7 protein-coding genes are annotated in these 12946 nt (G+C 70.2%); 6 read left to right on the top strand and 1 reads right to left on the bottom strand.

The genetic code is table 11. The features are described 5' to 3' along the window. Positions 1-5: 5 nt before the first annotated feature. The 5 genes from ABZ833_RS22775 (at position 6) to ABZ833_RS22755 (ending at position 6823) form a co-directional block, all read left to right on the top strand. Complete coding sequence (locus ABZ833_RS22775; protein ID WP_361049376.1) at positions 6-1754, top strand: phospholipid carrier-dependent glycosyltransferase; 1749 nt, start codon at positions 6-8, stop codon at positions 1752-1754. Positions 1755-1903: 149 nt separating this feature from the next. Then, positions 1904-3535 (top strand): penicillin-binding transpeptidase domain-containing protein, encoded by a 1632-nt coding sequence (locus tag ABZ833_RS22770; protein WP_361049374.1) that lies wholly within the window; start codon positions 1904-1906, stop codon positions 3533-3535. Positions 3536-3748: 213 nt separating this feature from the next. Beyond that, the gene (locus tag ABZ833_RS22765) at positions 3749-5398 is read left to right on the top strand and encodes a penicillin-binding transpeptidase domain-containing protein (protein ID WP_361049680.1); all 1650 of its coding nucleotides are present in this window, start codon (positions 3749-3751) and stop codon (positions 5396-5398) included. Between the two features lie 79 nt (positions 5399-5477). Then, positions 5478-5975: a YbaK/EbsC family protein gene (locus ABZ833_RS22760; protein WP_361049372.1), complete on the top strand. Its 498-nt coding sequence runs from the start codon at positions 5478-5480 to the stop codon at positions 5973-5975. Then, a complete protein-coding gene (locus tag ABZ833_RS22755) occupies positions 5972-6823 on the top strand; it encodes a DMT family transporter (protein WP_361049370.1) in 852 nt (283 codons plus the stop codon). Before ABZ833_RS22760 ends, ABZ833_RS22755 begins: the two co-directional genes overlap by 4 nt. Positions 6824-6913: 90 nt before the next feature. Here ABZ833_RS22755 and ABZ833_RS22750 read toward each other — a convergent pair whose 3' ends face one another. Further along, complete coding sequence (locus tag ABZ833_RS22750; RefSeq protein ID WP_361049368.1) at positions 6914-8125, bottom strand: serine hydrolase domain-containing protein; 1212 nt, start codon at positions 8123-8125, stop codon at positions 6914-6916. Between the two features lie 187 nt (positions 8126-8312). Here ABZ833_RS22750 and ABZ833_RS22745 point away from each other — a divergent pair, with 187 nt between their 5' ends. Next, on the top strand, positions 8313-12890 hold the full coding sequence (locus ABZ833_RS22745; protein WP_361049366.1) for a DUF6531 domain-containing protein: 4578 nt from the start codon (positions 8313-8315) through the stop codon (positions 12888-12890). The last annotated feature ends 56 nt before the right edge of the window (positions 12891-12946 follow it).

Raw genomic sequence — 12946 nt, 5'->3', positions numbered from 1 at the left:
GCGCGGTGACCAGTACCGCGTCTTCCCCGGACACCCGCCAAAGCCAGGCAGCCGAGGAGCAGCAGCCGTCGTGGCAGCACAGGCTGCGCCGCTTCGGCTACGTGGCGCGCACCACGGGGCCCACCGCCGATGTCCGGGCCCGGCTCGTGCCCGCGTACACCGAACCGAGCCCCCGGCTGTGGGCGTCGATCGGCATGCCCAGGAGTTACGCCGATCAACTGGTCCGGTGGTCCGGCTGGATCGGCCCGCTGCTGATCACGCTCGTCGCGGGGATCACCCGGTTCTGGAATCTCGGCAACCCGAAGGCCGTGATATTCGACGAGACGTATTACGCGAAGGACGCCTGGGCGCTGATCCACCGGGGCTTCGAGGTCAACTGGCCCGAGAAGGTCAACGACACCGTCCTGGAGCAGGGTTCGAACGTCACGATCCCCACGGACGCCGCGTACGTGGTGCATCCGCCGGTCGGCAAGTACGTCATCGGCATCGGTGAGTGGATCTTCGGCTTCGATCCCTTCGGCTGGCGCTTCATGACGGCGGTGCTCGGCACCCTGTCGGTCCTGATGCTGTGCAGGATCGGGCGGCGGCTCTTCCGCTCGACGTTCCTGGGCTGTCTGGCGGGCGCGCTGCTCGCGGTGGACGGTCTGCACTTCGTGATGAGCCGCACCGCGCTGCTCGACCAGGTCCTGATGTTCTTCGTGCTCGCCGCGTTCGGCTGCTTCCTGATCGACCGGGACAAGGCGCGCGAGAAACTCGCGGCCGCGCTGCCCAAGGACGAGGACGGGATCGTGCGCCCGGACGCGTACGTCGCCGAGAACCTGCGCCTGGGGTGGCGGCCCTGGCGCTGGGCTGCCGGTCTCTGCCTGGGGCTCGCCTTCGGGACCAAGTGGAACGGCCTGTACATCATGGTCTTCTTCTGCTTGATGACCGTCCTGTGGGACGTGGGCGGCCGCCGCGTCGCCGGCGCCGTGCGCCCCTACCGCGCGGCCTTGAAGCGGGACGTGTTCCCGGCGTTCGTCTCGACGGTGCCGGTCGCCATCGGCACGTACGTCCTGTCCTGGCTCGGCTGGATCCTCTCCCCGACCGACGGCACGGGCGGCTACTACCGCAACTGGGCGGCCACGGACGGCAAGGGCGGCTCCTGGACGATCCTGCCGGACTGGCTGCGCAGCCTGTGGCACTACGAACACGCGGTGTACGACTTCCACGTGGGGCTCTCCTCGCCGCACACCTACCAGTCCAACCCGTGGAGCTGGATCGTCGACGGCCGCCCCGTCTCGTACTTCTACGAGTCGCCGCTGCCCGGCAAGGACGGCTGCCCCTCCGGCACCGCCGAGAAGTGCGCCCGCGAGGTCCTCGCGCTCGGCACTCCGATGCTGTGGTGGGCGGGGGCGTTCGCGCTGCTCTACGTGCTGTGGCGGTGGGTGTTCCGCCGTGACTGGCGCGCGGGGGCGATCGTGTGCGGGATCGCGGCGGGTTATCTGCCGTGGTTCATGTACCAGGAGCGGACGATCTTCTTCTTCTACGCCGTCGTCTTCGTGCCGTTCCTCTGCCTCGCGGTGTCGATGATGATCGGCGCGATCCTGGGCCCGCCCGGTTCCGGCGAACGGCGGCGGGTCGTGGGCGCCGCGGCATCGGGCGTCCTGGTGCTCCTGATCCTCTGGAACTTCATCTGGTTCTGGCCCATTTACACCGGCCAGGCCATTCCCATCGACTCCTGGCGGGCCCGCATGCTCCTGGACACGTGGGTCTAGGAGCATGCGGGTCCAGCGATGTCCATGTAGTGGGCACCTTGGACACCTTCGGATAACAGCTCCCTCGTACGTCACCTCCTCCGCTTAGGGTTCGGGGCGAACCACCCTCCCGGACGCATTCGGGAGGGCTCCTGGGGAGGGGGCGCGCGATGCGCAAAGGGGTAAAGGTCACTCTGGTCGGCGGGGTGTTCGCCGTCATGGTGGGGGGCGCCGGGTACGGCGCGTACAACCTGGTGAACGGCGTGACCGGGGGCGGCGGTTCGCCGGCCGCGGGCCCGGCGGCCGTGAAGACGGGGCCGCCGACGAGCGGCGAGATCGGCGAGGCGACGGAGAAGTTCTTCACCGCGTGGGCCAAGGGCGACGCGGAGGAAGCCGCTTCGTACACGAACAACGCCGAAGTGGCCTCGAAGATCCTGACCGGCTACCGCGAGGACGCCCACCTGACGAAGGTGAAGCTCACACCGGGCAGGGCGACCGGCACGATCGTGCCGTTCTCCGTCCGGGCCACGGTGTCGTACAAGGGGAAGACCAAGCCGCTCGCCTACGACTCCGAACTGACCGTCGTCCGCGGCGAGACCACCGGCCGCGCGCTCGTCGACTGGGACCCCTCGGTCGTCCACCCGGACCTGAAGAGGGACGACACCCTGCAGACCGGCGAGGCCGCGGCGCCTCCCATCCAGGCCGTCGACCGGCACGGCACGGTCCTGGACAAGAAGGACTACCCGTCGCTCGGCCCGGTCCTTGACCAACTGCGCGCGAAGTACGGCGACAAGGCGGGCGGCACCCCCGGCGTCGAGCTCTACGTCCAGCACGCCGACGAGGACGCGGGAACCGAGACGCTCCTCACGCTCGCCAAGGGCAAGGCAGGCCAGTTGAAGACGACGCTGAGCGCGCCCGCGCAGCGAGCCGCGGAGAAGGCGGTGGCGCAGCACGCGAACTCCTCGGTGGTCGCCGTGCGGCCGAGCTCCGGCGAGGTCCTGGCGGTGGCCAACCACCGGGAGGACGAGTTCAACGCGGCCTTCGAGGGCAAGATGGCCCCCGGCTCGACGATGAAGATCGTCTCGGCGGCGACGCTCATCGACAAGGGCGTGACGAAGGCGAGCGGTCCCGCGCCCTGCCCGGACAGCGCGACCTGGCAGAGCCGCACCGTCAGCAACCTGCCGGGGCTGGCCCCGGACGAGAACGCGAGCCTGGCGGACAGCTTCGCGCGCTCCTGCAACACCGCGTTCGTGAAGCTGGTCGACGAGGACGGCATCACGGACGGGACCCTCACCGAGGAGGCGCAGAACCGGTTCGGCCTCGGCCTCGACTGGAAGGTGGGCATCCGGACGGTGGACGGCTCGGTCCCCGCGTCCGGTGGCGGCGACCGCGCGATGAACATGATCGGCCAGGGCGAGGTGCAGATGAACCCCCTCAACATGGCGTCGGTCACGGCGACCGCGATGACGGGAGCCTTCCGGCAGCCGGTCATCGTCGCCCAGGGCCTGGACGACCGTGAACTGGCCCAGGCGGACGGCCTGCCCGCGTCCACGGTCCAGCAGCTGCGCCAGATGATGAACCGCACGGCGGTCAGCGGCACCGGCGCCCGCGCCATGGCCGGGCTCAGCGGCAGCATCGGCGCGAAGACCGGCTCGGCGGAGGTCGACGGCCAGGAGACGCCCAACAGCTGGTTCACGGGCTACCGAGGGGACGTGGCGGCCGCCGCGGTGGCCCAGGAGGGCGGCCACGGAGGGGATACGGCGGGTCCTATCGTGGCGGCGGTGCTTGCCGCAGGCAGTTGAGGTGATTGGTCGGGGGCTTCATGAAAGCCCCCTAGTGTGGGGCCTTCCGGTGCAGAGCTTGGGGGCTCTGGGATCTGCGGAGGGTCAGTGGGCAAGCGAGGGCGCGCCAGCGAGCGCAAGGGCATCAAGAACATCACGGGCAGACCGGGTAATCCCGGTACGCCGGGCACACCTGGCACACCTGGTGCGAAGAGCGCCAAGGTGCACCCCGGTGTGCTCGGCGGCGCCGCCGCCGTGGTCGTGTGCGGCGTGGGCATCGCCGCGTACAGCCTGATCGGCGGCTCGTCCGGCGACGACGGAGACCCGACGGTCGACGAGAAGCCGGTGGCCGCGGGCCCGCCGACGGCCGCCGAGGTCCGTGCCACCACGAACGACTTCCTCGCCGCGTGGGAGAAGGGCGACGTGGCGAAGGCCGCGGCGTTCACGGACGACCGGACGGCGGCGAAGACCGCGCTCACCGCGTACGCCAAGGACTCCCACCTCACGCGGGTGAAGATGGCGCCGGGCAAGCGGGCGGGCGCCAAGGTGCCGTTCTCGGTCTCGTCGACGGTCTCGTACGAGGGAAAGACCAAGCCCTTCGCCTACGAGTCCGAGCTCACGGTGGTGCGCAGGAAGCACGACGGCAAGACGCTGATCGGCTGGCAGCCCTCCGTCGTCCACCCGGACCTGAAGGACGGTGACCGCCTGGTCACCGGCGAGGCCGGGGACCCGCCGATCAAGGCGGTCGACCGGGACGGCGGCGAGCTGACCAAGGCGAAGTACCCCTCCCTCGGCACGGTCCTTGACAGCATGCGCGAGAAGTTCGGCGAGAAGGCCGGCGGCACCGCGGGCGTCGAGCTGCGCGTCGTACGCAAGAACAGCGCGAAGGACGCCGAGAAGTCGGCGACGACGAAGGACGACGCCAAGGCGACGCCCGACAAGACGCTGCTCACGCTCTCCCCCGGCACTCCCGGCACCCTGAAGACGACCTTCGACGCCTCGCTCCAGGCGGCGGCGGAGAAGGAGACGGGCAAGCGCAAGCAGGCGTCGGTGGTCCTGGTGAAGCCGAGCACGGGCGAGATCCTGGCGGCCGCCAACTCCAATCCCAGCGGCTTCAACACGGCGTTCCAGGGCTCGCTGGCCCCCGGCTCGACGATGAAGGTCATCACGTCGTCCCTCCTCCTGGAGAAGAAGCTCGCGGGCGTCGACAAGAAGCACCCGTGCCCGAAGTACGTGACGTACGGCGGCTGGAAGTTCCAGAACGACGACAAGTTCCAGATCAAGGACGGCACGTTCCGCGCGAGTTTCGCCCGGTCCTGCAACACGGCTTTCATCAGCCAGGCCAAGAAGCTTCAGAACGACTCCCTGACCAAGCAGGCGCAGGAGGTCTTCGGTCTCGGCCGCGACAACTGGTCGATCGGCGCCCCGTCCTTCGACGGCGCGATCCCCGTGCAGAGCGACGCGCAGATGGGGGCGTCGCTGATCGGTCAGGGCGGGGTCCGCATGAACCCGCTGAACATGGCGTCGGTGGCGGCCACGGTGAAGTCGGGCACGTTCAAGCAGCCGTACCTGGTCTCCCCGGACGTCGACAAGCGCACGCTCGCGACGGCGCCCCGGAAGATGTCGGGCGCGACGGCTTCGGCGCTGCGGGACCTGATGCACTACACCGCTGTCGCGGGCACCGCGGTGAAGCCCATGTCCGGGCTCGGCTCCGACATGGGCGCGAAGACGGGGTCGGCGGAGGTCGACGGCCAGAAGAAGCCCAACGGCTGGTTCACGGCGTACCGCGGTGATCTGGCGGCGGGAGCGGTGGTGCAGGAGGGCGGACACGGCGGCGACTCGGCGGGGCCGCTGGTGCGGGCGATGTTCCAGGCGGGGCAGTAGTCGCTCCCGCCGGGGCTTGCTGTCCGGTATGCGGATACGTGGTCGCGTGCCCGGTACACGGACCGCTAGCGTGCCGGGCATGAGCGCTACAGAGTCCCCCGCCCACCCCCGCTTCGCCGCCGCCCTGAGCGAGCTCGGCCTCGCCGGACTCGTCGGCGAGGTCCGCCGCTTCCCGGAGGCGACGCGCACCGCCCAGGAGGCCGCGACGGCCATCGGCTGCGAGCTGAGCCAGATCTGCAAGTCGCTGATCTTCGCCGCGGACGGGGTGCCGGTCCTGGTCCTGATGGACGGGGCCTCGCGGGTCGATCTGGAGCTCGTGCGGTGGGAGCTGTGCGCGGCAAAGGTGACGCGCGCGAAGGCGGACGTCGTCCGGGAGACCACCGGTTACGCGATCGGCGGCGTACCTCCCTTCGGGCACGTGACGAAGACGCGGGTCCTCGCGGACCGCTCCCTGCTCGACCACGACGTGGTGTGGGCGGCGGCGGGCACTCCCTACGCGGTCTTCCCCATGGCGCCCAAGGACCTGATCCACCACGCGAACGGCACCCTGGTGGACGTGCGCGAGCTCGCCAAGTGACGCCCCTGGTCACGGCGGCGGTCCTGCTGGCCGCCGTCACGCACGCGAGCTGGAACGCGATCGCGCACCACATCACCGACAAGCTGGTCGGCTTCACCCTCATCTCCGGCGGCGGCCTGCTGATCGGCCTGCTGATCGCCCCGTTCGCGGCGATACCGGCGGCCGGGGCATGGCCGTACCTGGTGGTGTCGGCACTCATACACATCGGCTACTACGCCCTGCTCATGAAGTCGTTCAAGCTGGGCGACTTCGGCCAGGCGTACCCGATCGCGCGCGGCACGGCGCCCCTGGTGGTCACCGTCCTGGCCGCGGTCTTCGCGGGCGAGGTGCCGGACGGCTGGCAGGCGGCGGGAGTCGCGGTCTCCTGCGCGGGCCTGACGGGGCTGGCGCTCTGGGGCATACGAGGATCGGGCCGCCGCCCCGACTGGGCGGCGATCGGCGCGGCGCTGGCCACGGGTGTCTCGATCGCGGCGTACACGGTGGTGGACGGTCTCGGCGTCCGAGCCTCCGGCTCCTCCATGGGCTACATCGCGTGGCTGATGATCCTGGAGGGCCTCGCCATCCCGCTGTACGCGGCGTACCGCTGGCGCGGCGAACTGGTGGGCCGGTTGCGGCCGTTCGCGGCGGTGGGGCTGCTGGGGGCGGCGCTTTCCGTGGCGGCGTACGGCCTGGTCCTGTGGGCCCAGACGAAGGCGGACCTGGCGCCGATCTCGGCGCTGCGGGAGTCCTCGATCATCGTGGGCGCGGCGATAGGGGCGATCTTCTTCAAGGAGAAGTTCGGGGCGCCGAGGCTTGTGGCTGCGGGGTTGATGGTGGCGGGGATCGGGTTGATGTTGCATGCGGGGTAGGGGCATTTTCCCTTTTCCCCAACCCCGCCCCTTCCCGGCTGCATCTGTTGGCGGCTCCGCCGGGAAGGGGCGGGGTTGGGGACAAAGCCCCTACAACAGCCCCCGCAGGGCCCGCACCAACCCCTGAGCCCGCGGATCCGCCGTAACCCCCTTGTTCATCCCGTTGGTCACGTAACCGAACCCCACCCCCGACTCCGGATCGGCGAAGCCCAGCGCACCCCCGCGCCCGGGGTGACCGAACGACCCGCTGCCCAGCAGGGGCGACGCACCCCCGTGCAACATGTAGCCGGGCCCGAAGCGCGTCTTCACCACCAGAACCCGATCCGCCCCCACGGACACCTCACCCCGCGCCAACGCCACCGTCTCCGGAGTGAACAACCGCACCCCACCGTCGACTTCACCGATCAGCGAGGCGTAGAACCGCGCCAGTGACGAGGCCGTCGCGATGCCGTTGGACGCGGGCAGAACCGCGGCCCGGTACGCCGGGTCGTTCTCATCCGGTGACGGGGTGATCGCCCCGAAGGCCCGCTGGGTCAGGGAGTCGGGGTCCGCGTAGGCCTCGGCGACATTCCGCCGGGGACGGATCTTGAGGCCGCCCGGAGCCACCGGCGCCGAAATGCGCCCGATCCGCCCGACCCGCCCCGCCTCCCCTTCCGGAAGCCCGATCCACAGGTCGAGGCCGAGCGGCCCGGCGATCTCCGAGGCCACCCACTCCCCGATGGACCGCCCCGTCACGCGCCGCACCAACTCCCCGGTCAGCCAGCTGTACGTCTGCGCGTGGTAGCCGTGGTCCGTGCCCGGCTCCCAGAACGGGGCCTGGGCCGCGACCGCCGCGGCGGCGAAGTCGGCGTCGGCCGCTTCCGCGGGCGTCAGCGGACGGTCGAGGGCGGGCACCCCCGCCCGGTGCGCGAGCACATCGCGGACCAGCGCCCCCTCCTTGCCCGCCGCCTTGAACTCCGGCCAGTAGGACCCGACGGGCGCGTCCAGGTCCAGCTCTCCGCGCTGGTGGAGGAGGAGCAGGACAGCGGCGGCCACACCCTTGGTGGCCGAGCGCACGACCTGCGCGGTCCCGCGCTCCCAGGCCCCGCCCCCGTCGAACGACTCGGTGCCGCCCCACAGATCCACGACCTTGCGCCCGTCGCGATAGACGGTGACAGCGGCTCCCCGCTCCCCCAGCTCACCAAAGTTGCGAACGAAAGCATCACGAACCGGCTCGAATCCGGCAGCCACCGTGCCCTGCACGGCACCACCCGACTCCGCGTCCACGTCCGCGCCCATACCCGCCTCCACACCGTCACTCATAGCAAGGCGAACAGTCGCGCCCACCCATCGATTCCCCACCGAGCGCCCCAACGGCCCTTCAGATCGAAACCGAAACGGAGCCCCTCCGCACCCCGGGCAACCACACGCCCCTTCCCTCGCTCTGACCGCAGCCAGTAACCTCTCACCCTCGTAGTCAGGGGCGCACGAAGGTGTCGGGGGGCAATACATGGGGGGCAATCGTCCGGCGGATTGGCATGTCCTTGACTTGGACAAGGACCCGACTCCCGGTGATCCGGACCGGGTTCGGAACCTGGCGAAGAATCTGCATGACTTCGCCGACGATGTGTCGAAAGTCCTCCGCGACATCAAGGGGATGGCGGGCGAGGACGCGATCCTCACCTGGGCGGGCAAGACGGCGGAGTCCTTCACGGCGGAGTTCGAGGACGCGCCGGGCAAGCTGAAGAAGCTCAAGAAGAGCTACGAGATGGCCGGCGACGCCCTCTCCACCTACTGGCCCGAGCTGGAGCGCGCCCAGGCCCTCGCCGACAAGGCCCTGGTCAAGGGCCGCGAAGCACAAGGTGACTTGTCCTCCGCGCAGACCCGGCTGACCTCCGCGGACTCGTGGATGGACAAGGCGGGCAAGGAAGCCGACAAGTACAAGGACGACAAGGACTCCGGCAAGGACGTCCCCAAGCCGGACCCGGACAAGGTCAAGGCCGCCACCCGCAACGCCAACTCCGCCGAAAAAGCCCAGACGGCGGCCAAGTCCGACGTCTCGGCGGCGAAGAGCAACCTCGATGCCGCGAAGAAGATGGCCGAGGACGCGCGCAAGATGCGCGAGGACGCCGCCGGGACCGCGAAGAAGAAACTCGAAGACGCCTCCGACGCGGGTATCCAGAACCGCAAGTGGTGGGAGGAAGTCGGGGACTGGGTCACCGACAACTGGGACACCATCGTCGCCGTCTGCAAAGTCGTCGTCGCCGTACTCGGCATCATCGCCATGATCATCGGCGGGCCCATCCTCGGCGCCATCGTCCTCATCGCCGCCCTCGTCGTCCTCGCCGACACCCTCAACAAATACGCCAACGGCGAAGCCTCCCTATGGGACGTCGCCTTCGCCGCCCTCGACTGCATCCCCGGCATGAAGGGCCTCACCTCCCTCCGCGGCCTCGCCAAGGGCCTCAAGGGCATGAGGATGGGTCTCAAGGGCGGGCTCAAGTCCATGGGGCGGCAGATGAAGAAGCTCTTCACCTGCGGCGACCCGGTCGACATGGCCACCGGTGAGATGGTGATGGCCGCGACCGACATCGAGCTGCCCGGCGAACTTCCGCTGGTCTTCCAGCGCAGTCACCGCAGCAGCGTGCGCAGTGGCCTTTTCATGGGCCCCAGCTGGACCTCCACCCTCGATCAGCGGCTGTCACTCGATGAGACAGGCGTGCAGTTCGCCACGGACGACGGGATGATCCTGCACTACCCCGTTCCGGTGGCCGGAGCCGGTGCCGAGCCGCCCCTCGAAGGTCCGGTCTGGCCCCTGAGCTGGGATGGAGCCCCGGGCGGCGAGCTCACGGTGCACCAGCCGGAGACCGGCACGACACTGCGCTTCCGGCCGTTGCCGGGGCAGCCGCCCACCGCCCTGCCCCTCGCCGAGATCAGCGACCGCAACGGCAACACGATCGCCTTCACGTACGACGCCGCGGGCCTGCCGCAGGAGATCGCCCACCACGGCGGCTACCGCATCGCGGTGACCTGCGAGAACAGCCGCGTCGTCGCCCTCACCCTGGCCAGTCATCCGGACCGGCCCACGCTGATGCGCTACGGATACGACGAGCACGGCGACCTCGTGGAGATCTACACGTCGTCGGAGCGACCGCAGCGGCTGTCCTACGACGACGCGCACCGCGTCACCGGGTGGGAGGACCGGAACGGCACCTGGTACCGCTACGAATTCGACGCCGCAGGTCGGTGCACCGCGACGTACGGCATGGAAGGAGTCCTCAACTACGCCTTCTCCTACGCGGATGGAGCCGACCGGACACGGACGACGACTGCCGTCAACTCCCTTGGCCATGCCACGGCCTACCGGTTCAACGACGCCTGCCAGCTCGTCGCCGAGACGGACCCGCTGGGCAACACCTCGGTCATGGAGTGGGACCGGCGCGACCAACTCCTGGCTGCCACCGACGCGTTGGGCCACACCACGCGCATGGAGTGGGACGCCTCCGGCAACCGGACGGCCGTCCACCTGCCGGACGGCACCCACACGTCCGCCCGCTACAACTCCCTGAACCTGCCGGTGGAGGAGACGGCCCAGGACGGCGCGGTCTGGCGGCAGGAGTACGACGAGCGCGGCAACTGCGTCTCGGTCACCGTGCCCGATGGGGCCACCACCCTGTTCACGCACGACGGGACGGGCGCCGTGACCTCGGTGACCGACGCGACCGGCGCCACCCAGCGATTCGTCAACAACGCGGCAGGGCTGCCGGTTTCGGAGACGGACCCGCTGGGCGCGGTCACCCGCGTCGTCTACGACCCGTTCGGCCGGGCAGTCGAGGCCACCGACCCGATGGACGCCACCACGACGCTGGCGTGGACGGTCGAGGGCCACCTCGCGAGCAGGACGGACCCGGACGGCGCCACCGAGTCGTGGACGTACGACGACGAGGACAACCGGCTCAGTCACACCGACGCCGTGGGCCGCGTCACCCGCTTCTCGTACGCCCCCTTCGGCCTGCTCGCGTCGCGCACCACGGCGGACGGCGTGCGCCACGAGTTCACGCACGACACCGAGCTGCGGCTCACCAGGGTCACCAACCCCCACGGCCTCACCTGGGACTACGAGTTCGACGCCGCCGGCAGGCTCGCGTCGGAGACCGATTTCGACGGACGTACGCTCGCGTACACCTATGACGCGGTCGGCCGCCTGACGAGCCGGACCAACCCGCTCGGGCAGGTCATCTCCCTGACGTACGACAGCGTGGGCTCACCGCTCTCGAAGACCGTCGACGGCAGGACGACCACCTACTCCAACGACGCCGCGGGCCGCCTCCTGCGGGCCGCGGGCCCGGACGCGACGCTCACCTACCGGTACGACCGCAGCGGGCGCATCACGGGCGAGGCCGTCGACGAGCGCGCACTGCGCATCGCCTACGACGCGGCGGGCCGCCCGACGGTGCGCACCACGCCGTCGGGTGTCACCACGGCGTACACGTACGACGCGGTCGGCAACCGCACCACGCTCACCTCGTCGGGCCGCACCTTCTCGTCCTCGTACGACGCCCTCGGCCGCGAGACCTCGCGGCGGCTCGGTGCCGAAGGACCCAGGATCGGGCGGACGTGGGACTCGGGCGACCGGGTCACCGGGCAGACCCTGACGGCGCCGGGCGCCGCACGGCCGCTGAAGGCGCAGTCCTTCACCTACCGGCCCGACGGCAACCTGACCGCCCTCGACGACCAGGACACCGGCCGCCGCACCTTCGACCTGGCCACCAGCGGGCACGTCACGGCGGTCCGCGCCGCCGACTGGACGGAGTCCTACGCCTACGACGCCGCGGGCAACCAGACACGGGCCTCGTGGCCCGACCGGATGCCGGACGAGGAGGCGCGCGGCGAGCGCTCCTACAGCGGCAACCGCGTGACCGGCGCGGGTTCCGTGCACTACGAGTACGACGCGGCGGGGCGTGTGGTGCTGCGCCGCAAGACGCGGCTCTCCCGCAAGCCGGACATCTGGCGCTACGGCTGGGACGCCGAGGACCGCCTCACCTCCGTGGTCACACCGGACGGGACGGTCTGGCGTTACCTCTACGACGCGGTGGGGCGCCGCACGGCGAAGCAGCGGCTGGCCGCGGGGCAGGCCGCCGGGTCGGATCCGGGCGCGGCGGACCTGGAGGTCGTCGAGGAGGTGCTCTTCACCTGGGACGGGCCGCACCTCGTCGAGCAGACCACGGCCTCCACCGGAGCCGGCGGCCCCGAAGCGGTCACGCTCACCTGGGACCGCGACGGAGTACGCCCCCTGGCGCAGACGGAACGCCGGGTGTCGGCCGATGCCCCGCAGGAGGTCATCGACGAACGCTTCTTCGCGATCGTCACCGACCTCGTCGGCACGCCCACGGAACTCGTCTCCGAATCCGGTGACATCGCCTGGCACGGCGATGCCACGCTGTGGGGCATCACCGCGTGGAACGACGAGGCGGCCGCCTACACGCCGCTCCGCTTTCCCGGACAGTATTTCGACCCCGAGACCCAGCTCCACTACAACTATTTCCGGCATTACGACCCCGCGACCGCGCTTTACATCAGCCCGGACCCGCTCGGAATGGACGCCGGGCCCAACCCTCGTGCTTATGTGCTCAATCCGCTGGGTTGGATAGACTATTTGGGTCTTCTGACCTGTCGGCAGAACGCACGGCGGCTGCGCAGGAACATGCGGCGGGAAGGGCGCGGCCCGGCGCGTGGTGAGGCAGCGGCTCACCTCGTGCCATCGGGTGGCACGCACGGCCACTGGGCACCGGGCGTCCGCAGCCGTGCCCTTCTGGACAGATACGGAGTGAATATCAATGACGCAGCCAACGGCATCCCGCTCGGGCATCCGAGCCCGCACAATTACACGCACCGCGGGCCTTTCCTCACCCGTCTCAACGACCGTCTGCACGCGGTGGAGGCGGACCGCCTCGCCCGCGGATTCGGTGACCGCGCGATTCGTACGGAACTGCGGCGCGAACTCCGGAGCATCGGCCGTGAGGTCTCGTCGGAGCTCGCGACCGGACAGCCCGGTCGCGGGGCTTTCTGGACGGCGACGGCGCCGTGATGTCTGAGAACTCTTCGAACGCCCAGAAGCCGCTTTCCGTATACCGATTGATGCCC

Origin of the sequence: Streptomyces sp. NPDC047525, from assembly GCF_040643025.1 — a bacterium.
Classification (GTDB): Bacteria; Actinomycetota; Actinomycetes; order Streptomycetales; family Streptomycetaceae; genus Streptomyces; species Streptomyces durmitorensis.
Note: the sequence above shows the minus strand (reverse complement) of the source record. Positions and strands in the feature narration are given on the sequence as shown.